Source organism: Dactylosporangium sp. NBC_01737 (genome assembly GCF_035963215.1).
GTDB lineage: Bacteria > Actinomycetota > Actinomycetes > Mycobacteriales > Micromonosporaceae > Dactylosporangium.
Genome location: NZ_CP109153.1, coordinates 5,318,836 through 5,339,756 on the forward strand (window position 1 = coordinate 5,318,836; position 20,921 = coordinate 5,339,756).

A 20,921-nucleotide genomic window follows, 5' to 3' on the forward strand; every position below is an offset into this window, starting at 1 on the left:
CTGTGCGCCGCTGGCGGCGCATTGGGGGTCCGGGGTGAGAATCCCCCGGCGGGACCCGCCGCGAAGCGGTGGGGCAGCTAGAGACTGTGCGAGACGGTCAGGGAGTAGAACTTGACCTTTGCGCCGTTGGTGGTGCTGTCCGAGGACGACTGGTTGTAGGAGCCGGCCTTGAAGTACATGCCGTACTGGTTGAACGACGACGGGATCGCGTAGCTGGTGGTGCTGCCGTTCACGGTCAGGTTGATCCGGTTGCCGCCGGAGATCGCGATGACGTAGGACCACTTGACGCCGAGGGGCACGTTGCCGACCAGGTGCAGGGTCTGGCCACCGTCGGGGGAGTTCTCGGTGCCGATGTAGATGTCGCCGTTGGGGCGGTAGTACAGCTCCAGCAGCGGCTTCGTCGACGGGCCGCCGGTACCCAGGTGGACCTGGCCGACGCAGACGTTCTTCGTCACGTTCGGGATGCGCAGCGTCGCGCTCATCCGGTGCGAGCCGGCGAGGCGCCAGTCCGCGGCGCTGCCGCTCGCGTTCATCTCCCGCAGCTCGGAGCGGGCGTAGTTCGAGTTCGGCGTCGTGACGCCCTTCTCCGGGGCCCAGAACGTCATCGAGCCGTCGTTCTTGTCGGTGAAGAAGTACGCCGGGTTCGTGTACCCGTTCGCGCCCCGCAGCTGTGATGACGGGATGGTCGTCGGCGCGCCGGGGGAGCCGACCGGCAGCTGCAGCTGCCAGATCGACAGGTCGAAGTTGCCGCCGGGCGCGACGGCCGGGTTGAGGCCGCCCGCCGGCGGGGTGGTCGGGGGCGTGCTCCCGCCGGGCAGCGTCCAGGCCTGGTTGGCGGTGCCGGTGCAGGTCCAGATCTGCAGCCGGGTGCCGTTCGCGGAGCTCTGCCCGGTGGCGTCGAGGCACTTGCCGGAGCCGGTGTTGACCAGGGACCCGTTGGTCGCGGTCCACTGCTGCGCCGCCGAGCCGTTGCAGTCGTACAGCTGGATCTTCGCGCCGTTCGCCGTCGATGCGGCGGTCACGTCGAGGCACTTGCCGAGCGCCTTGAGCTGCGTGCCGTCGACGGTCCAGGTCTGTGCCGCGGTGCCGTTGCAGTCGTACAGCTGGACCGCCGTGCCGTTGGCGGAGCTTGCCGCGGCCACGTCCACACACTTCCCGCCGAGCCCCGTGACGGGTCCTGCGGTGGCGGCGTTCGCGGTGGTACCGCCGAGCACGCCGGCGACGATCGCGGCGGTCGCTGTGGTGACGGTGGCGGTGGCGAGGATGAGCGTCGTCGAGCGCCGCTCCGGGCGTTGTGGCATGGGCTGTCCTTGGGGGAGGGGAGTGCCCGCCCCGAATAGGCAGGGCGGCTAACAATAAACAACCTTGTCTATGCCTTGTCAACGCTTCCTCGCCGCGCATGTTGACGAACCGTCACGCATCTGAAATCTTGGATGTCCAGCGACGCAAGAACTTTGCAGAACTCGTCAAGATTCTGTGCGGCGCTGTGCAAGCCACGTAGCAGTCGACCGCCACCGCCTGCTGCGCCCCCATCCACCCGCTGTTACCGCCGATCCCACAGTCCCCACACAGGGCGCACCGACACCCCCGGCGCGCCTCGCCGCCATGCCCGCAGGGTCCAACCCCGCGGGCCCGGTGTGTCGCGCCCTCGCCCCGATGAGAGGCCAAGACGTCATGAGTACACGAAAGTCCAGGTGGCGGCTCTTCACCGCGGTCCTGGCGACCGCGGTCATCGCCGCCACGATGCCCACGGCCGCCGAAGCCGCCGGCGGGCCGAACCTCGCCCTCGGCAAGCAGGTCCAGGCCAGCAGCTCCAACGGCCCGTACGGCACCGGCAACGTCAACGACGGCAACGCCGGGTCGTACTGGGAGAGCACCAACAACGTGTTCCCGCAGTGGATCCAGGTCGACCTCGGCGCCAACACCGCCATCGACCAGGTGGTGCTGAAGCTGCCCACCAACTGGGGCACCCGCACCCAGACCCTCGCCGTGCAGGGCAGCGTCAACGGCAGCGCGTTCAACGACCTGTCCGCGTCGGCGGGGCGGGTGTTCAACCAGTCCTCCGCCAACGTCGTCACCATCAACTTCACCGCCGCCAGCGTGCGGTACGTGCGGGTCACCATCACCGCGAACAACGGCTGGCCCGCCGGGCAGCTGTCGGAGTTCGAGATCTACGGCGCGGCCGGCAACGTGCAGCCGCCGACGGCACCGGGGAACCTCGCGTACACCCAGCCGGCCTCCGGGCAGGTCCGGCTCACCTGGACCGCGTCGACGTCCGCGTCGGGCATCGCCGGCTACCAGATCTTCGCCAACGGGGCGCTGCGGGCCACCGTCGGCGGCACGGTCCTGGTGTACACCGACACCCAGCCGGACACGGCGACCGTCGAGTACTACGTGAAGGCGACCGACCCGGCCGGCAACGCGTCGGCGGAGAGCAACCACGTCACCCGGACCGGCACGACCCCGCCGAACGGCACGAACCTGGCCCTCGGCAAGGCGATCGAGGCGAACTCGTCGGTCTTCACGTTCGTCGCCACCAACGCCAACGACGGCAACGTCGGCTCCTACTGGGAGTCCAACGGCTTCACCGGCATCCTGACCGTCAAGCTCGGCTCGAACGCCGACGTGAGCTCGGTCGTCGTCAAGCTCAACCCCGACACCGCGTGGGGCCCGCGTACCCAGGCCATCCAGGTCCTCGGCCGCGAGCAGTCCGCCACCGGCTTCACCTCGCTCAACCCCCGCGCCGACTACGGCTTCAGCCCGACGGGCAACCAGAACACCGTGACGATCCCGGTCAGCGGCCGCGTCGCGGACGTGCAGCTGCAGATCTTCACCAACAACGGCGCCCCCGGCGGTCAGGTCGCCGAGCTCCAGGTCATCGGCACCCCGGCGCCGAACCCGGACCTCGTCGTCACCGGCCTCACCTGGTCCCCGGCCGCCCCGACCGAGACCCAGGCCGTGACCGTGTCGGCGACCGTGCGCAACGCCGGTACCGCGGCGTCCGCCGCCACCACGGTCAACGTCAACGTCGGCGGGACCTCCGCGGGCACCGCCGCCGTCGGTGCGCTCGCCGCCGGCGCGTCCACCACGGTCACCGTCAACGCCGGGACCCGCGCGATGGGCAGCTACCCGGTCTCCGCGACCGTCGACCCCGCGAACACGGTCGCCGAGCAGAACGAGTCCAACAACGCCTTCACCGCCGCCTCGCAGCTGGTCGTCTCCCAGGCGCCCGGCCCCGACCTGCAGGTGCTGAGCGTCTCGTCGAACCCGTCGAACCCGGCGGTCGGCGCGGCGGTCAGCTTCACCGTCGCGGTCAACAACCGCGGCATCACCGCCACCAGCGTCTCCACGGTCACCCGGGTGACGGTCGGCAGCGCGACGCTGAACGGCACCACCGGCGTGATCGCGGCCGGCGCGACCGTCAACGTCGCGATCAGCGGCACGTGGACGGCGACCAGCGGCGGCGCGACCATCACCGCGACCGCCGACGCCACCGGCGTGGTCGCCGAGACCAACGAGAGCAACAACTCCCTCTCACAGTCCATTGTGGTCGGACGTGGCGCGGCCGTGCCGTACACGTCCTACGAGGCCGAGGCCGGGCTGTACCAGGGCACCCTGGTCACCGCCGACCCGCTGCGCACCTTCGGGCACACCAACTTCGGCACCGAGTCCTCTGGCCGCGCGTCGGTGCGCCTGAACAGCCAGGGCAACTACGTCGAGATCACCTCGACCAACGCCGCCAACTCCATCGTGGTGCGCAACTCCGTCCCGGACTCCGCGTCCGGCGGCGGCGCCGACTACACGATCAGCCTGTACGCGAACAACGTGTTCGTCCAGAAGATCACGCTGTCCTCGCGCTACAGCTGGCTCTACGGCACCACGGACGACACCGAGTCGCTGTCGAACTCGCCGCAGGCCAACGCGCGCCGGCTCTTCGACGAGTCGCACGTGCTGCTGGCCTCCTCGTATCCGGTCGGCACCAAGTTCAAGCTCCAGCGCGACGCCGGTGACAACGCGTCGTTCTACTACATCGACCTGATCGACCTGGAGCAGGTCGCGCCGGCGCTCAGCCAGCCCACCGGTTGCACGTCGATCACCACGTACGGCGCCATCCCGAACGACGGCGTCGACGACAGCGCCGCCATCCAGCGGGCCGTCAACGACGACATGAACGGCGTCATCAGCTGCGTGTGGATCCCGGCCGGGCAGTGGCGGCAGGAGCAGAAGATCCTGTCCGTCGACCCGACCCGCGGCCAGTACAACCAGAAGGGCATCCGCAACGTCACCATCCGCGGCGCCGGCATGTGGCACTCGCAGCTCTACACGCTGACCGAGCCGCAGAACGTGGTCGGCAACATCAACCACCCGCACGAAGGCAACGTCGGCTTCGACATCGACGACAGCACCCAGATCTCCGACCTCGCCATCTTCGGCGGCACCACCAACCGCGCCAACCGGGGCCACGGCCTCAACGGCCGGTTCGGCAAGAACACGAAGATCAGCAACGTCTGGATCGAGCACGTCAACGTCGGCGCCTGGGTCGGCCGCGACTACAGCGACACCCCGGCATACTGGAACCCGGGCGACGGCCTCGAGTTCACCGGGATGCGCATCCGTGACACGTTCGCGGACGGCATCAACTTCTCCAACGGCACGAAGAACTCGCGGGTGTTCAACTCGTCGTTCCGCACCACCGGCGACGACTCCCTCGCCATCTGGGCCAACCCCCGGGTGAAGGACGCCGCGGTCGACATCGCCCACGACAACCACTTCACCAACAACACCGTCCAACTGCCGTGGCGCGCCAACGGCATCGCCATCTACGGCGGCTACGGCAACGGTGCGGAGAACAACCTCGTCTCCGACACGATGAACTACCCCGGCATCATGCTGGCGACCGACCACTCCCCGCAGCCCTTCAGCGGCACGACGGTCATCTCCAACAACGGCCTGTACCGCTGCGGCGGCGTCTTCTGGAACGAGGACCAGGAGTTCGGCGCGATCACCCTGTTCCCGTCGTCGCTGGACATCGTCGGCGTCACGATCCGCGACACCGACATCTACGACTCCACCTACGACGGCATCCAGTTCAAGACCGGCGGCGGCAACATGCCGAACGTCGCCATCACCAACATGCGCATCGACAAGTCCAACAACGGCGCGGGCATCCTCGCCATGGGAGGCGCCCGCGGCAACGCCAACCTGACGAACGTGACCATCACCAACTCCGCCGACGGCAACATCGTCAAGGAGCCCGGCTCACAGTTCGTCTTCAACGGCGCCTGACCGTCCCACCACCTCCGCGGGCCCGCCACCACGGCGGGCCCGCGGCCGTGCGTCACCCCAGCACGCGCGACAACCCGTGTCCCTGCGCGGCCCAGCCCGCGCGGTGGCGCGTGTCCTGAGACTGCCCAACCCGCGCGGCGAGTCGTTTCCTGCGCGGCCCGGCGCGCGGTGGCCCCGTGCCCCGGGTGCCCGGCGCGCGTGGTGGCCCGTGCCCCGGGTGCCCGACACGCGCGGTGGCCCGTGTCCTGCGGCCCAGCGCGCGTGGCCGTGTCCCCGGGGCGCCGTGTCCCCGGTGCCCAGCCCGCGTGGTGGCCCGTGCCCTGTGCGGCCCGTTGTGCGGCGGTCGGTCCCCGCCTGCCCGCGCGGCGGCCCGTGTCCTTGCGCTGCCCGGCGCGCGGCGGTCGTGGTCCGGCCCGTCTCAGCCCGCGGGGTCGGCATATGCCCCGGCCCAGCCCGCGCGGTGGTGTGCCCGGCTGGCCCGTGGGGTGGGGTGTCCTCTGGTCGGTCGCCGACTGGACGCCCGCCTTGCAACCGGCCGTCGTGTCGGAGTGGCGCGGCGCCGCGTCCAGTGGATCGGCAGGTTCGCCACCTGGCCATGTCCTGCTGGAACCGTTGCGGTTGCGGCGCGCTGCTTCATTGCACCCTAGCTCCGCCGTGCAAACCATCGAACGGACTCGTCACCCATCGTAGACCGGTTCTCCGGGCGTTCTGTTCATGATCGGCGACTCAAGCGGCGGAGGTCGACTGGGGCAGGGGTCTGAGAGGCCCACATCGTGCCGTGTTCGCTGTGGGCGTTACGCGCCGGGTGGTGATCGCCGGTTTGGGTGTGACCGAGTGCCGGCCTCGCCGTGCGGCCGTGGATTTGATCTCGCCGCCATGATCGAAGGATGGCCGGGGTCGTCCGGGCAGCCAGCCTGGGCCTTCGATCATCGGGGAAGATCCGCTCTGCGATCGGATCTTCCGGTGGAACGGCCGCAGACATCGGCGGGGCGGCGGAGGCCGACCCCCGGGCTGCTCGCGTGAGCGGATCCCTGCCAGCGCGCAGCGCGGCAGTGCGCCGCTTGCGGCGCATTGGGGGTCCGGGGTGAGAATCCCCCGGCCGTCGCGCGGCCTGCCGCGCCGAAGCTAGTGACTGTCGACGCGGACCGACAGGCGGGTGGTGCCGATGACGATCTCGTCGCCGGGGTTGACGGTGACGGAGGTGACCTTCTGGCCGTTGACGCGGGAGCCGTTGGCGGAGCCGAGATCGGTCAGGGTGAGGCGGGTGCCGTCGAAGTCGAGGCGGGCGTGCTGGCGGGAGGCGCCGGTGTCGGCGAGGCGCAGGTCGGCCTGCTCGCCGCGGCCGATGACGGTGCTGCCGCGTTGCACGGCGTGGGCGGAGCCGTCGTCGGTGATGAGGCGCACGCCGCTGTCGGGGCCGCGGCGGGTGCGCTGGTCGGCGCCGGTGTAGACCTGTGCGTCGACGCGGAACAGGCCGGTCTCCAGGGTCTCGCCGCGGGAGACCTCGACGAGGATGTCGCCGTAGACGGCCCAGCCCTGCTCGCCGATGTACTCCGCCTGGGACTGGGCGAGTTCGCGGGCGAGGGCGGCGGCGTAGGGCGAGAGCCGGTCGTGGTCGGCGGGGGACAGGACGATCACATAGCGGTTGGGCACCAGGATGCGGCCGCCGGGCAGGCCGGACTTGCCGGCGTTGGCCTCGCCCTGCATGGCGTTGAGGATCTCCACGGGGTGGACGACGCCCTTGAACACCTTTGCGAAAGCACCCTCGACCATGCCTTCGAGGCGCTTCTCGAACCGCTGCAGACCGCTCACGCCTCAACGGTAGCGCCCATGAACGTTTCATCGGCGTCGTGGTGCCGACAATCACCGTGACAATGCGCTGACCTGCGGAAAGGACCAGGTCAGGGGAGTCCCGGGACATCGCTGCGACTGGCGTCACTGTCGGGGAGCGCCCAGGATCGCCGGTCATGAAGGTCTTGCACAAACGTGGACTCCTCGCGGTGGGCGCCGCCTCCGCCCTCGCGGTCACCGGGATCATCGTCCTGCCCGCCGTCAACGCCTCGGCGGCGAGCGGCTGCCGCGTCGCGTACACGGCGAACCAGTGGCCGGGCGGGTTCACCGGGAACATCACGGTCACCAACCTCGGCGACGCCGTGAACGGCTGGACGCTCGGCTTCACGTTCGCGGACGCGGGGCAGAAGGTCGGGCAGGGCTGGTCGGCGACCTACAGTCAGAGCGGCACCACCGTCACGGCCCGCAGCCTCGACTACAACGGCAGCCTTGCGACCGGCGCTTCGACGAGCATCGGATTCAACGGTACGTGGACGGGCAGCAACCCGTCGCCGGCGACGTTCACGCTCAACGGCGTGACCTGCACCGGCACGGTGACGAACAGTCCCACGCCGTCAAGGAGCCCGTCGAGCAGCCCGTCCACCAGCACGAGCCCGAGCACGCCGCCGCAGGGTGGTACGCCACTGGCCGCGAACGGGCAGCTGCACGTGTGCGGGGTCAATCTCTGCAACCAGAACAACAAGGCGATCCAGCTGCGGGGCATGAGCACCCACGGCATCCAGTGGTTCGCCTCGTGCGTCAACAACGCGTCGGTCTCCGCGCTCGCGGACGACTGGAAGGCCGACCTGCTGCGCATCGCCATGTACGTGCAGGAGCAGGGCTACGAGACGAACCCGTCGGGCTTCACCAACCAGGTGAACGGCTACGTCGACCTGGCGGAGTCCAAGGGCCTGTACGCGATCATCGACTTCCACACGCTGACGCCCGGTGACCCGAACTACAACCTGGACCGGGCCAAGACGTTCTTCGCGGCCGTGTCGGCCCGCAACGCGAACAAGAAGAACGTCATCTACGAGATCGCCAACGAGCCCAACGGCGTCTCGTGGGCGTCGATCAAGTCGTACGCCGAGCAGGTCATCCCGGTCATCCGGGCCAACGACCCCGACGCGGTCGTCATCGTCGGCACCCGCGGCTGGTCGTCGCTGGGCGTGTCCAACGGCGCCGACGAGAACGAGATCGTGTCGAGCCCGGTGAACGCGTCGAACATCATGTACGCGTTCCACTTCTACGCCGCGTCGCACGGGGACAACTACCGCAGCGTGGTGTCGCGGGCGGCGGGCCGGCTGCCGCTGTTCGTGACCGAGTTCGGCACGGTCAGCGCCACCGGCGGCGGCAACGTCGACCTGAACAGCAGCACCGCGTGGCTCGACCTGCTCGACTCGAAGAAGATCAGCTACGCGAACTGGACGTACTCGGACGCGAACGAGAGCAGCGCCGCGTTCAACCCGGGCACGTGCGCGGCGGGCAGCTGGACCAACTCGTCGTCGCTGAGCACCTCCGGCGCGTGGGTCCGCGGCCGGATCCGCACCGCCGACAACTTCTGACCACGAAGAAGCACGAAAGAGCACGAAAGAGCGCGAAGAGCGCGATGAAGCGCGATGAAGCGCGATGAAGCACGATGAAGCACGAAGAAGCACGAAGAAGCAAAAGACAGAAGCAAGAGAAAGACGCACGAAGCATCATGACGAAGCGGGACGGGTGAGCAACTGCCCGTCCCGCTTCACCACGTGACCGTCGACGAGCACCGTGCGCACGTCGGCGGCGGTGAGGCACGACACGACCGCGCCCGCCCGGTCGCCGCGCAGATGCCCGAGGCCGTCCAGGAGCAGCAGATCCGCCCGCTTGCCGGCCTCGACCGTGCCGATCACGTCGCCGAGACCGACCGCCCGGGCGCCGTCGATCGTCGCCGCCCGCAGCAGGTCCGCGGCCGCCGGCACCGACGCCGACCGCGTCCGCAGCCGGGCGGTGCGCAGCGTGTCCCGCAGCGGCTCGAACAGGTCCGGCGGGTTGTTGATGACGACGTCGGCGCCGAACGCGGGGCGGGCCCCGGCGTCGGTGAGCCTGCCGTACGCGGACGCGCCGTGCCCCATCACCGCCTCCACCGTCGGCGTCACCACCACCGCCGTGCCGGACGCCGCGAGGAGCTTCGCGTCGTCGGCGGTGACCGCGTTGAGGTGGACCAGCTGCAGGTCGGGGCCGAGCAGCCCGGCGTCGTGCAGCCGCCGCACGCAGCCGCCGCCCACGTGCGCGGAGACCATGAGCCCGAGGTCCCGGCCGAACGCGAGCTGCGCGAGTGCGGTGTCCCAGTCGTCGTACTCGGGGCCGAGGATCGCCAGCGCGCCCGTCACCCGTCCGGTGCGGCCCGCGAGCCGCCGGACGTCGGCCGTCGCCGGAGGCGCGCCATGACCGACGACGGCGCGGATCCCGGAGGCGTCGAAGGCGTCGACGACCGCGTCGGTGTGCTCGGGGGAGCGGGTCGCGTTGCTGTAGTCGAAGACGGTGGTGATCCCGGCGTTCAGCGCGAGGGCCGCGCCGAGCGCCGTCGCCTCGAACGCGCCGGCGGGCGACAGCGCGGCCAGGGCGGTGCCGAGGATCTCCGCGAAATACCGTGACATCGGCATGTCGGCGCCGGTACCGCGCAGCGCCGCCTGCCACACGTGTCGGTGCGCGTCGACGAACCCGGCGGTGACGGTCAGACCCGTCGCGTCGAGCACTTCGCAGCCGGGGGCGGCCAGGGCCGCGAGCCCGGGACCGACGGCGGTGATGACGCCGTCGGTGCAGAGCACGTCGGTGCCCGGCAGCTCGGGACCGCTGCCGGGCACGACGTGAGCGTGTTGAACAAGAACCTGACGGTGCACGTACACCTCCGAGAAAGCTTTTCAAAAAGCTATCTCGAAAGTGATGTGCTGGCAAGTCAGGTGGCGGTGCAGGTGACCGCCGGTGCGGTGTTGGTGCCGGACCAGGCGCCGTTGAAGCCGAAGCTGGTGGACTGGCCGGCGCTCAGCTTGCCGTTGTAGCTCGCGTTCACGGCGGTCGAGACGCCCCCGGCAGAGGTGATCGTCGCGTTCCAGAACGATGTGATCGTCTGCCCGTTGGCCCAGGTCAGCTTGACCGTCCAGCCGTTCGTGCCGGCGCCGCCGGCGGTGACGGTGACGTTGGCGCCGAAGCCGCCGGACCACTCGTTGGTCTTGGCGTACGTGGCGGTGCAGCCACCGGGCGGGACACTGGTGCTGCGGCTCGGGCTGGCGCTGGCGCTCGGGCTGGTGCTGCGGCTCGGGGAGGACGACGGCGACGACGGGGAGGCGCTACCGGTCGGGCCGGTCCCGCCGGTGAAGATCACGTCGCTGCAGAAGTAGTACGACTGGTCGAGGTGGCTGGCCTGCCAGATGGTGTAGATGACGTGCCGGCCGGTCCGGGACCCGGCGTTGACCTGCGCCTGGTACTGCGGCGCCGGCGCGTACCGGCCGGTCGAGTTGACCAGTTCGAGGCTCGCCCACGTCAGCGGCTGGGTCGTCGGGTCGAACCCCTGCTTCGTGATGTAGATCCGCAGGTAGTCGGCGCCGTGCTGGGCGGCGTCGGTGAGGGTCATGGTGAAGGTGTTCGGCTTCGTCGCCGCGACCCACGCGCCGATGGTGTCCATGGACGCGTACCGGCCGTTCTGGGTGCGGCCGCCGCTGCAGAGCTGGCCGTCGGGGATGGCGGCCTGGTGGTTACCGGCGACGCCCTCGCGGTAGAGGCCGTTCCAGTTCCACATGGTGTCCGGGTTGGCCTGCCACGCCTGGGCACACATCGGGTCGGTCTGGGCCATGTTCGGGTTCTGGAAGTCGCTGCCCCATCTGGCCCAGCAGCCGTAGTTGCGCGACGGCGGGTCGGTGATCGAGCCGTGCGCCGAGGCGGGACTCTGGGCGACGACGACCGCGGCCATGGCCGCGGTGAGGATGGCGGCCGCGCCGATGGCGAGCCGTCTGGTACGGGCTGAAAGTTGCACAGGGAGCTCCGTCACGTCGATACGAGTTGTGTCCATGGCGGCGCCTGCGGTGCAGCTCAGAGGCTGTCCGCGGCGCTGTACGGCTCCCGCGTCCATGATACCTGCGGCATGGATCACTGTGAATGCAAGGCGGGCCCGCCCCGGGACGCCGTTCCCGGGAGCGGGCCCGCCGGTCGGGGTCAGCTCGCGGCGCAGGTGGGGGTGAGGGTGCCGGCGGTGCCGGTGGCCTGGAGGCCGAACTCGGTGTACTGGCCGGGGTTGATGTGGCCGTTGTAGGACACGTTGGTGAACGTGTTGCCGTTGCGGGTCACGCTCCAGGAGTTGGTGACGGTGATGCCGCTGGGCAGTGGCATGGTGACGGTCCATGCGTTGGTGCCGCCGGAGCCGGCGGTGACCCTGACGGTGACGACGAACCCGCCCTGCCACTGGTTGACCGACGCGGTGGCGGTGCAGCCGCCGGACGGGACCGGCGGGGAGGAGCTGCTCACCGGCGGGCTGCTCGGCGGGCTGGAGGTGGGTCCGCCGCCGCCGAGGGCGGTCAGGGTGCTGGTGTACGCGGCCTTCTTGTTGCCGTTGCCGTCGAACAGCAGCGGGGTGCCCGAGGCACGCCACGAGTCGCTGTCACGGATACCCCACACAGTCATCCCGGTGCACCGGCTCACCGCGAGGCAGGCCTCGGTGACCCGGCGGTAGTTGTCGGCCTGGGCGCTGCCGGAGCCCTCGATGTCCAGCTCGGTGATCTGCACGTCCAGGCCCAGGTCCGCGAACCGCTGCAGATTCGCCTGATAGTCCGACGGGACCGGGCTCGCACTGTTGAAATGCGACTGGAACCCCACACAGTCGATCGGCACCCCACGAGCCTTGAAATCCGACACCATCGCATACACGGCGTTGGACTTCGCGTTCTGCCCATCGGTGTTGTAGTCGTTGTAACACAACTTCGCGGCCGGGTCCGCGGCCCGCGCCGCACGGAACGCCACCTCGATCCAGTCATTCCCCGTCCGCTGCAGGCTCGAGTCACGCCGCCCGCCGCCACCACCATCGGCGAACGCCTCGTTCACCACGTCCCACGCATAGATCTTGCCCTTGTAATGCGTCGCGACCTGCGTGACATGGTTGACCATCGCGTTACGCAACGCCGTCCCCGACAGGTTCTGCGCCCAGCCCGGCTGCTGCTGATGCCACGCCAGCGCATGCCCACGCACCCGCTGACCGTGCGCCTGCGCATGCGCCACGATCTGATCCGCCGAGCCGTAGGAGAACGACCCCTGCGACGGCTCCGTCGCATCCCACTTCATCTCGTTCTCCGGCGTCACCATCCCGAACTCACGATCCAGAATCGTGCTGTACACCGAGTCACTGAGCTTGTACGCCGCAACCGCCGTACCGAAGTACCGGCCCCGATCCGCCGCGGCGGCGTGCAAGGTCGACCCGGCCGCGGCGGCCGTGGACACCACACCCAGCACCACCGCCACCGCGACGGCACCCGCACCGGCGGCACCCAGCGCCCGTTTTCGATTCCTGTCCATCACAACGCCCTTCGTTTTCGAAACATGTTCGGCGGGGAACTCGACCAGCATCGATCAATGCAACCCCGGCGGACCCGCCCCGCGGCGCACCGGTTCCAGGTGGCGGCGTCGGTGCAGCGTGCGGCGGCGCGGGCGGCGAGTTTCGAAAATTGATGTGTGAAAGTTGCAGCGCGGGGCGTGCTTGACGCGGCGGTGCGGCGGGTCATACGGTCCTGGATCACAACCACATATCGCGCTGCACGACCCGCGACGGGAGAGCCCCCGGCACCACCGGGGCGCCGAAGGAGCAATGTTCTCCCCAGAATCTCTCAGGCACAGGTACCGCCGCGGTCAGGCGACTCTGGAAAGTCAGGACGAAACCTGTCCTGCGCCAACGGTGCAAACCGTCCACGTCGGCATCCCGCCGGGCGGTGGCGGTGAAGCTCTCAGGTTCCGATGACAGAGCGGGGAGGTCACCCAGCCGGGTGCCGTCCCGTGACGGCATCTGCGACCCAGGGAGCCTCACGTGACGCCGTTGTTCGATGTGCACCGCGATCTGGGTGCCACCTTCACCGACTTCGCCGGCTGGCGCATGCCGCTGCGCTACACCGGTGACCTCGCCGAGCACCACGCCGTGCGCCGCGCCGCCGGCCTGTTCGACCTGTCCCACATGGGCGAGATCGAGGTCACCGGCGCCGACGCGGGCCGTTTCCTCGACCACGCGCTCGTCGGCCGGCTGTCGACCCTGGCGGCCGGGCGGGCCCGGTACACCATGCTCTGCCACGACAACGGCGGCGTCCTCGACGACCTCGTCGTCTACCGGCTCGCCGAACGCCGCTACCTGGTCGTGGCGAACGCGGCGAACACCGCCGTCGTCTTCGCGATGCTGCGCGAGCACGCCGACGGCTTCGGGGTCGGGGTCCGCGACGCGTCCGCGGACTGGGCGCTGATCGCGGTGCAGGGACCCGCAGCCGCGGCGATGCTCGACCCGGGACCGTTGCGGTACTACGCGATCCGGGACTTCACGGTCGCCGGCCGGGGTGTGCTGCTCGCGCGGACCGGGTACACGGGCGAGGACGGCTTCGAGGTGTACTGCCGGCCGGGCGACGCCGTGGCGGTGTGGGAGTCGCTGCTCGCGCGCGGCCCGTCGCCGGCCGGACTCGCGTGCCGCGACACGCTGCGTCTGGAGGCCGGGATGGCGTTGTACGGCCACGAACTGTCCGTCCGTGTCACGCCGCTGCAGGCCGGTCTGGAACGGGTCGTCGCGTTCGACAAGAGCGACTTCGTCGGTGCCGCCGCCCTGCGCCGCCAGCGCGCCGAAGGCCCCGCCGACGTCCTCGTCGGCCTCGTCACCGGCACCCGCCGCGCGCCCCGGCGCGGCTACCCGGTCCTCGACCCCGCGACCGGCGCCCAGGTCGGCGCGGTCACCAGCGGCGCGCTCTCCCCGACCCTCGGCCACCCCGTCGCGATGGCCTACGTCCCCGTCGGCGTGTCGGCGCCGGGGACCCGCCTCGCCGTCGACGTCCGCGGTACCGGTGCCGACGCCGACGTCGTCGCGCTGCCCTTCTACTCCCCGCAGAGGTGAGCATCATGCCCGCGATCCCGCCGCACCTGTCCTACACCCGCGACCACGAATGGCTGCACGACGGGCGGGTCGGCATCACCGCGTTCGCCGCCGACGCGCTCGGCGACATCGTGTACGTGCGGCTGCCCGACCTCGGCGCCACCGTCACCGCCGGCGTGCCGTGCGGCGAGATCGAGTCGACGAAGTCCGTCAGCGAGCTGCTCGCCCCGGCCGACGGCACCGTCGTCGAGGTCAACGCCGCGCTCGCCGAGGAGCCGGGCCTGGTCAACGACGACCCGTACGAGCGGGGCTGGCTCTTCAAGCTCGCCGTCACCGGTACCCCGGACCTGCTGGACGCGGCCGCCTACACCGCCCTGGCCGGGTGAGCGCGGTGGCGTTGAGCGCGTTCGACCTGTACTCCGTCGGCATCGGCCCGTCCTCGTCGCACACCGTCGGCCCGATGCGCGCCGCCCACCGCTTCGCGTCCACATTGGACACCCTTGAGGTCGGGCGGGTGCAGGCGGAGCTGTTCGGCTCGCTCGGCGCCACCGGCCACGGCCACGGCTCGGCGAAGGCCGTCGTCCTCGGGCTCCTCGGCGAGGACCCGGCGACCGTGGACACCGACACCGCCGACGAACGCGTCGCCGGCATCCGCCGCACCGGCCGGCTGCGGCTGTCCGGCGGCCGTGAGGTGCCGTTCGACAGCGACAACGACGTCGTCCTGCACCGCCGCAGGTCGCTGCCCGAACACCCCAACGGCATGCGCTTCCACGCCTGGTCCGGTGCCGGCGAGCTGCTCGCCGAGCGCACGTACTTCTCCGTCGGCGGTGGCTTCGTCGTCGGCGACACCGGCATCGTCGCGGACACCACGGTCCTGCCGCACCCGTTCAGCACCGGCGGTGAACTGCTCGCCCTGTGCCGCGAACTGTCGCTGCCGGTGAGCGACGTCATGTACGCCAACGAACGCGCGTGGCGCCCCGACGCCGACACCCGCGCCGGCCTGCTGCACCTGTGGTCGGTCATGCAGGCCTGCGTCGAACGCGGCTGCGACCGGGAAGGCGTCCTGCCCGGCGGGCTGCGCGTACCCCGCCGGGCACCGGCCCTGTACCGCGACCTGAAGGCGGACGACGGCACCGAGGACCCGCTGCGGGTCCTGGACTGGGTGAACCTCTTCGCCCTCGCCGTCAACGAGGAGAACGCCTCCGGCGGCCGGATCGTCACCGCCCCCACGAACGGCGCCGCCGGCATCATCCCCGCGGTCCTGCACTACTACACGCGGTTCGTGCCCGGCGCCACCGACGACGGCGTCGCCCGGTTCCTGCTCACCGCCGCCGCCGTCGGCATCCTCATCAAGGGCAACGCCTCCATCTCCGGCGCCGAGGTCGGCTGCCAGGGCGAGGTCGGCTCCGCGTGCGCGATGGCCGCCGCCGGGCTGTGCGAGGTCCTCGGCGGCACCCCCGGACAGGTCGAGAACGCCGCCGAGATCGGCCTCGAACACAACCTCGGCCTCACCTGCGACCCCGTCGGCGGCCTCGTCCAGATCCCCTGCATCGAACGCAACGCCATCGCCAGCGTCAAGGCGATCAACGCGGCGCGGCTCGCCCTCAACGGCGACGGCAGCCACAAGGTCACCCTCGACAAGGCCATCCGCACCATGCGCGACACCGGCCGCGACATGTCCGTCAAGTACAAGGAGACCGCCCGCGGTGGACTGGCCGTGACGGTCATCGAATGCTGACGGCGCCGGTGGGAGACTGGGGCGGTGGATCGGGTCCTTGACGGCGGCGAGGTTGCCCGGGAGCTTGCCGAGCTGCGGCCGCGGGACACCGGCTACCGGACCCTCGACGTGGCCGACCCCACGGCGGCGTGGGCGGTCGTGCGGGAGCTGTCACTCGATCGGCTGATCCTCGCCGGGGTGGCCGCCGGACCGCGGCTGCTGACGCTGGTGCGGGCGGCGCTCGGCCACGACCCGGGGGCGCAGGAGCTCCTGACGTACCTGCGGGCATGGTTCCCGCCGGCGGGGGACGTGCCGCCGGTGCCGGAGCGGCTCGTCGGGACCGTCCGGTGGCTGGCGCTCGGCGTGCCGGGGGAGCCGGTGGCGCACGGGCTGTTCCCGAGCACCGTCACGAAGCTCGCCCGGCTGGCCCTGGCCCGGCAGCGGCTGTACCCGGGCGACGTGGTGCAGCGGGCGGCGCAGCGGGCGTATGCCGGGCCGTACGACGCGCACGAGGCCCTCGCGTGCGCGCTGGTGCACCCGGACGTGGACACCGGCACGCTCGTGTGGCAGCACACGCGGCGGGGGAGAGGGTGGCGGTCGCGGCGGAAGACGGCCAGGGTCCTGGCGTGGGCGCGGCGGCTCGGCTACCTGGCCGAGCCCCTGGTCTGCGGGTGCCGGCACGAGCGCCTCGAGGCGCCGGGCGCCCGGTGGGAGGCGGTGCGGCTGGCCGGGAACTGGACCCGGATCCTGCCGCTGCTCGAGGAGGTGGCCGCCGACCCGGCGCGGTGGCTGGCCGTGTACCGCTGCTCGCTGTGCGAACGCCTGTGGGCGCAGGACACCGTGTCGTCCGGCCACGCGGACCTCACGTACGGGTACCCCATCGCCACCGACGACCCGGCCGGATGGCTCGCCGCCGCCAGCCCCCGAAGTTTGCGGTAAAAAAGAGAAAGTTTCAGGCAGGGCGGCGGGCGATGGCGATCACCGACTGGCCGAAGGGCGGGGTGACGAAGCGTTCGGCGAAGCGTGTCATCGGCGCTACCGTCGAGTCGTAGAACTTCACCATCAGGCCGGGACCCGGCTTCTGCCGCAGCAGGCACGTCGACACGTAGTAGCCGATCAGGCCCAGCGAGTTGGCGTAGTGCAACTTCTCGATCTCCAGGTCCGCCGCGAGCAGGACCTCCCGCATGGTCTTGCGGGTGTACCGGCGCACGTGGCCGGTCGCGATGTCGGCGGGGCCCATCGCGAACGGGAACGCGGGCACCACGATGATCACGTAGCCGCCGGGGCGGACCAGCGAACGCATCGTCTGCAGGGCGCCGAGGTGGTCCTCGATGTGCTCCAGGACGTTGTAGGACACGGCGGCGCTGTGCTCGGCGGTGATCTCGCTCGGCAGCATCAGCTCACGGATCGCGACCTCACGGTTGCCGGAGAAGCGCTCCTTGAGCGCCAGCAGACGGTCCGGGTCGGCCTCGGTCACCGTCATCCGCGGCGCGTGCTCCAGCCACTCCGCCGCGTAGTCGCCCAGGCCCGCGCTGACCTCGATCGGGTCGTCGCCGAGAAACGGCGTCGCGAACGCGACGAACCACTTGCGATGATTCTTCGCCATCGCCAGGCCCTCGAGGACCTCGGACTGGATGAGCTGGTCACCGAGGATCTCCGGACTGCGATCCCGATCGCCTCCAGGTGGCACGGCGTTCTCCTCGGTAGCTCGGCGATCCAACGATCTGATCATGTTATCCGGAATTGGCGTAGTTTATAGGCGTCGATGCTCTGGGGCCAGAGCGTGCGCCATGGGCAGGGGTCCAGCTATGGTCTCACCCGTGAAAACCGGCGGAAAGAACGCGCTTGTCGTCGTGAGCTACGTGGTCTTCTCCGTCGTGCTGTTCCACCATCTGTGGGCGGCACCGCAGACGAGGATGCTCGCGGACAACAACCAGGACCAGGTGTTCTTCGAGTGGGTGCTCACGCACGCCGCGCGCCTGTTCACCCATGGTGACTCCCCGATCCTCACCGACCAGCTCAACGCGCCACTGGGCGTGAATCTGATGGCCAACACGTCCATCCTCGGGCTCGCCCTGCCGCTCGCCCCGATCACGCTGCTGTTCGGCGCGCCGGTCACGTTCGCCCTCATCAGCACCATCGCACCCGCCGCCACGGCGATCGCGTGGTTCTTCATGCTGCTGCGCTGCGAGGTCGTGCGGTCCCGGACGGCAGCGTACCTGGGCGCGCTGTTCTGCGGGTTCGGGCCCGCGATGGTGTCGCAGACGACCGGGCACCCCAACATCGCCGGGCAGTTCATGATCCCGCTGATCCTGTGTGCCGTGTTCCGGATGCGTGAACCCGGCAACACCGTCCGCAAGGGTCTCGTGCTCGCCGGTCTCGTCGTCTACCAGTGCTTCATCAACGAGGAGGTCCTGTTCCTCGCGGCGTTCGCGTTGCTGGTGTTCCTGCTGGTGTTCCTGCGGCCCAGCGAGATGCTGCCGGCCGCGAGGGCCGCGCTGCCGGCGCTCGGCGTCACCGCCCTGGCCGCCGGCGCCGTCATGGCCTACCCGCTGTGGCACCAGTTCGCCGGCCCGCAGGCGTACCACGGGCTGCCCGACTTCGTGCACGGCTTCAGCGCCGACTTCGCCGGGTTCTACAACTTCAGCCGCCGCTCGATCCTCGGCGACGTCACCCAGATCGACAAGCTCGGCGGGCCCACGGAGGAGAACACGTTCTTCGGCTGGCCGCTGCTGCTGCTCCTGCCGGCCGCCGCGGCGGCCCTGTGGCACCACCGGGCCGCGCGGGCGCTGTTCGTGACCGCCGTCGTGTTCGCGGCGCTGTCGCTCGGACCGGTCGTGCGGTACAAGGGCGAGGAGACCACCTGGCACGGCCCGTGGCGCTTCCTGGTCGACCTGCCGCTGTTCGACTCCGTGGTGCCGACCCGGGTCGCGCTCGTCGTCACACCCCTCGTCGGGGTGCTCCTGGCCATCCTCGTCGACCGGTTCATCGTCGCGGGGCCGGTCACCCGCACCGAGACGGCCCAGGCCGTCGCGGCCGACGCCCCGCCCGTCGAGGGGTCGTTCGCCGCCGAACCGCCCGTCGAGCCCCGCCGCGACGAGGACGACGAGCCGCTGCCCGCCGCCGGCCGCTGGCTGTGGACGGCGGCGCTCGCCATGGCGCTGCTGCCGCTGATCCCGACGCCGCAGCCCACGAACGAGCGGCCCGCCGCGCCGATCTTCTTCAGCAGCGGCGTGTGGCGGCAGCACGTCCCGGAGCAGGCCACGGTCGTGGTCATCCCCGGCGGCTGGTGGGAGGGCCTCGACGCGATGCGCTGGTCCGTCGACACGCGCATCAACTTCAAGATCGCCGGCGGGTACTTCCTCGCGCCGGACCCGAACGACCCGGAGCACAAGGCCATGTTCGGCCCGACCTACCCGCAGACCTGGTCGCTGCTCGGCCAGGTCGGCACCGACGGCGTCGTGCCGCAGCTCGGCCCCGAGTACGTGGCGCAGGCCAAGGCCGACCTGGCGTACTGGAAGGCGGACCGGATCATCCTCGCCGACGGGCACGGCAACAGCGACGCCATCCGGCAGACCGCCGACATGCTGTTCGGCCCCGGCGAGCACGTCGTGGACGTCTGGGTCTGGAAGGTCTGACGTCAGCCACCGGCGGCGTGGCTGACGATCAGTTCCTCGATCGTGTACAGGAACGTCTCCATGTCCGCACGGGGCAGCAGCGCGCTGTCGGCGGTCATCGCGAGCTCCAGGGCGCCCGGCGCGTCCTGGGCGTCCAGGGCGAACGACACGCCCCGGCGCGGCTCGTGCTCCACCGGCCACGTCAGCGTCGTGCGGGTCAGCGCCTCCCGCAGCGGCGCCGGGGCCGGCGGGGCGAAACCGAGCGCCGGCATCAGGCCCCGCTGGTCGTTGACGAAGCAGGAGTGGTCGCCGGGGTGCTCGAGGGCCGCGACGTCACGGTCGAGGGCGAGCTTGTCGTAGTACGCGTGGCGCTGCGCGGACAGGGCGGCGCCGAAGGTCCGGCGGACCAGGTCCGGGAAGTCCGCGCCGCCGGTGCCGGTCAGGTGGAACAGCCCCTCCTGGGCGATCGTCGTCACGCCGCCGGCCATGCCGGGCAGGAACCGGTTGTTCACCACGACCTGGAAGACGGCCTCGCCGACGCCGGTGATGCGGGCCGCCGACGCGGCCGCCGCGGCGAGGACGACCGCGGCGGGGCTGACCGCCAGCGAGCCCGCGACCCGGTCCAGGGCCAGGCCCAGCGCGGGGGAGTTGAGCACCGCGTTGGGGAACGTGGCCGCCGGCGGCCGGCCCGCCCGCGCCGGGAACAGGCTCGCCGGGCCGCGGCCCAGCTTCTCCGCCACGACCGGCGGGCGGCGGCGTCGCGGCGCCGGCCCCGCTCCGACGTCTGGAACGCCGCCTCCTCCAGGGGCTGCAGCAGGTCCCGGGCGGGCAGGGGGCCGCGCAGGAGGGCGGCGAAGTCGGCGAGCAGGTTGCGCAGCCCCCAGCCGTCGGAGGCGGTGTGGGACAGGAAGAACACGACGTAGTGGGCGTCGCCGCCGGCCTGCACGACACCGACCCGCAGCGGCCACTCCCGTTCGGCGTCGAACGGCACCGCGAGCAGCTCGTCGCGCAGCGCGTACGCGGTCGGGGTGACCGTGTCCGGGCCCGCCGCGCGGGTCACCAGCGGGATGCCGCCGGCGGCGTGCACGACCTGCTCGACCCGGCCGTCGCCGGTGGTGCGCAGCCGGGTCCGCAGCGACTCGTGCAGCAGCACCAGGTCCCGGACCGCCGCCTCGACCCGGCCCGCCGGGACCGGCGAGGGCAGCGGCAGGCCGCCGGAGACGTTGTAGCGGGCGGCGTCGGTCCCGAGGTTGCGCACCACATCCCAGATCGCCTGCTGCCCCCACGTCGCGGGCCCCGAACCGGCCCTGCCGCCGCTGAACGCGACCTCCGAACGCCGGTCCGCCCACAGCTGTGCCACCGTCATGCCCGCTCCCACCCCGTGTCGCCG

Annotated in this window: 14 protein-coding genes and 2 riboswitches; of the genes, 7 read left to right on the forward strand and 7 right to left on the reverse strand. The window is 70.9% G+C overall.

Features of this window, described 5'->3' with window-relative positions; genetic code table 11:
* Window positions 1-77: 77 nt before the first annotated feature.
* Entirely contained in the window at window positions 78-1,301 is a 1,224-nt protein-coding gene (locus OHA72_RS23980) for a polysaccharide lyase family 7 protein (RefSeq protein ID WP_327010022.1), read from the reverse strand.
* Window positions 1,302-1,674: 373 nt separating this feature from the next.
* Between OHA72_RS23980 and OHA72_RS23985 the strand changes: the two genes are divergently transcribed.
* Window positions 1,675-5,286 (forward strand): CARDB domain-containing protein, encoded by a 3,612-nt coding sequence (locus OHA72_RS23985; protein ID WP_327010023.1) that lies wholly within the window; start codon window positions 1,675-1,677, stop codon window positions 5,284-5,286.
* Between the two features lie 1,125 nt (window positions 5,287-6,411).
* Here OHA72_RS23985 and OHA72_RS23990 read toward each other — a convergent pair.
* The gene (locus OHA72_RS23990; RefSeq protein WP_327011651.1) at window positions 6,412-7,059 is read right to left on the reverse strand and encodes an FHA domain-containing protein; all 648 of its coding nucleotides are present in this window, start codon (window positions 7,057-7,059) and stop codon (window positions 6,412-6,414) included.
* 194 nt (window positions 7,060-7,253) lie between these two features.
* Here OHA72_RS23990 and OHA72_RS23995 point away from each other — a divergent pair, with 194 nt between their 5' ends.
* Window positions 7,254-8,681, forward strand: coding sequence for a cellulase family glycosylhydrolase (locus OHA72_RS23995; protein WP_327010024.1), 1,428 nt, complete (start codon window positions 7,254-7,256; stop codon window positions 8,679-8,681).
* A gap of 135 nt (window positions 8,682-8,816) precedes the next feature.
* On the opposite strand, the gene OHA72_RS24000 is transcribed toward OHA72_RS23995, so the two are convergent.
* From OHA72_RS24000 to OHA72_RS24010, 3 genes are all read right to left on the reverse strand, one after another.
* The gene (locus OHA72_RS24000) at window positions 8,817-9,959 is read right to left on the reverse strand and encodes an amidohydrolase family protein (RefSeq protein ID WP_327010025.1); all 1,143 of its coding nucleotides are present in this window, start codon (window positions 9,957-9,959) and stop codon (window positions 8,817-8,819) included.
* A gap of 92 nt (window positions 9,960-10,051) precedes the next feature.
* Window positions 10,052-11,062 (reverse strand): lytic polysaccharide monooxygenase auxiliary activity family 9 protein, encoded by a 1,011-nt coding sequence (locus OHA72_RS24005; protein WP_442788741.1) that lies wholly within the window; start codon window positions 11,060-11,062, stop codon window positions 10,052-10,054.
* A gap of 242 nt (window positions 11,063-11,304) precedes the next feature.
* Window positions 11,305-12,654, reverse strand: coding sequence for a glycoside hydrolase family 10 protein (locus OHA72_RS24010; protein ID WP_327010027.1), 1,350 nt, complete (start codon window positions 12,652-12,654; stop codon window positions 11,305-11,307).
* A gap of 240 nt (window positions 12,655-12,894) precedes the next feature.
* A riboswitch (glycine riboswitch) is annotated at window positions 12,895-12,988 on the forward strand.
* Window positions 12,989-13,106, forward strand: a riboswitch (glycine riboswitch).
* A 53-nt stretch (window positions 13,107-13,159) separates the two neighbouring features.
* On the opposite strand from OHA72_RS24010, the gene gcvT reads away from it, so the two are divergent.
* The 4 genes from gcvT to OHA72_RS24030 are packed head-to-tail and all read left to right on the forward strand — an operon-like array spanning window position 13,160 to window position 16,853.
* Entirely contained in the window at window positions 13,160-14,218 is a 1,059-nt protein-coding gene (gcvT, locus tag OHA72_RS24015; RefSeq protein ID WP_327010028.1) for a glycine cleavage system aminomethyltransferase GcvT, read from the forward strand.
* A 5-nt stretch (window positions 14,219-14,223) separates the two neighbouring features.
* Window positions 14,224-14,583 carry a glycine cleavage system protein GcvH gene (gcvH, locus tag OHA72_RS24020; RefSeq protein WP_327010029.1) on the forward strand — a complete coding sequence of 120 codons (360 nt, stop codon included), beginning with the start codon at window positions 14,224-14,226 and terminating at the stop codon, window positions 14,581-14,583.
* 5 nt (window positions 14,584-14,588) lie between these two features.
* A complete protein-coding gene (locus OHA72_RS24025) occupies window positions 14,589-15,935 on the forward strand; it encodes an L-serine ammonia-lyase (RefSeq protein ID WP_327010030.1) in 1,347 nt (448 codons plus the stop codon).
* Between the two features lie 24 nt (window positions 15,936-15,959).
* Entirely contained in the window at window positions 15,960-16,853 is an 894-nt protein-coding gene (locus tag OHA72_RS24030; protein WP_327010031.1) for a hypothetical protein, read from the forward strand.
* A 13-nt stretch (window positions 16,854-16,866) separates the two neighbouring features.
* Here the strand turns inward: OHA72_RS24030 and OHA72_RS24035 are convergent, their stop codons facing one another.
* Complete coding sequence (locus OHA72_RS24035; protein WP_327011652.1) at window positions 16,867-17,520, reverse strand: methyltransferase domain-containing protein; 654 nt, start codon at window positions 17,518-17,520, stop codon at window positions 16,867-16,869.
* A gap of 214 nt (window positions 17,521-17,734) precedes the next feature.
* Between OHA72_RS24035 and OHA72_RS24040 the strand changes: the two genes are divergently transcribed.
* The gene (locus OHA72_RS24040) at window positions 17,735-19,552 is read left to right on the forward strand and encodes a DUF6311 domain-containing protein (RefSeq protein WP_327010032.1); all 1,818 of its coding nucleotides are present in this window, start codon (window positions 17,735-17,737) and stop codon (window positions 19,550-19,552) included.
* Between the two features lie 487 nt (window positions 19,553-20,039).
* Here the strand turns inward: OHA72_RS24040 and OHA72_RS24045 are convergent, their stop codons facing one another.
* A complete protein-coding gene (locus tag OHA72_RS24045) occupies window positions 20,040-20,897 on the reverse strand; it encodes a condensation domain-containing protein (protein WP_327010033.1) in 858 nt (285 codons plus the stop codon).
* Window positions 20,898-20,921 lie beyond the last annotated feature (24 nt).

Excerpts from the sequence above, each read along its gene's own strand:
- OHA72_RS23980 (WP_327010022.1), bottom strand. The coding sequence starts at position 1,301 with ATGCCACAACGCCCGGAGCGGCGCTCGACGACGCTCATCCTCGCCACC.
- OHA72_RS23985 (WP_327010023.1), top strand. The coding sequence starts at position 1,675 with ATGAGTACACGAAAGTCCAGGTGGCGGCTCTTCACCGCGGTCCTGGCG.
- OHA72_RS23990 (WP_327011651.1), bottom strand. The coding sequence starts at position 7,059 with ATGGTCGAGGGTGCTTTCGCAAAGGTGTTCAAGGGCGTCGTCCACCCC.
- OHA72_RS23995 (WP_327010024.1), top strand. The coding sequence starts at position 7,254 with ATGAAGGTCTTGCACAAACGTGGACTCCTCGCGGTGGGCGCCGCCTCC.
- OHA72_RS24005 (WP_442788741.1), bottom strand. The coding sequence starts at position 11,062 with ATGGCCGCGGTCGTCGTCGCCCAGAGTCCCGCCTCGGCGCACGGCTCG.
- OHA72_RS24010 (WP_327010027.1), bottom strand. The coding sequence starts at position 12,654 with ATGGACAGGAATCGAAAACGGGCGCTGGGTGCCGCCGGTGCGGGTGCC.
- gcvH (WP_327010029.1), top strand. The coding sequence starts at position 14,224 with ATGCCCGCGATCCCGCCGCACCTGTCCTACACCCGCGACCACGAATGG.
- OHA72_RS24035 (WP_327011652.1), bottom strand. The coding sequence starts at position 17,520 with ATGGCGAAGAATCATCGCAAGTGGTTCGTCGCGTTCGCGACGCCGTTT.
- OHA72_RS24045 (WP_327010033.1), bottom strand. The coding sequence starts at position 20,897 with ATGACGGTGGCACAGCTGTGGGCGGACCGGCGTTCGGAGGTCGCGTTC.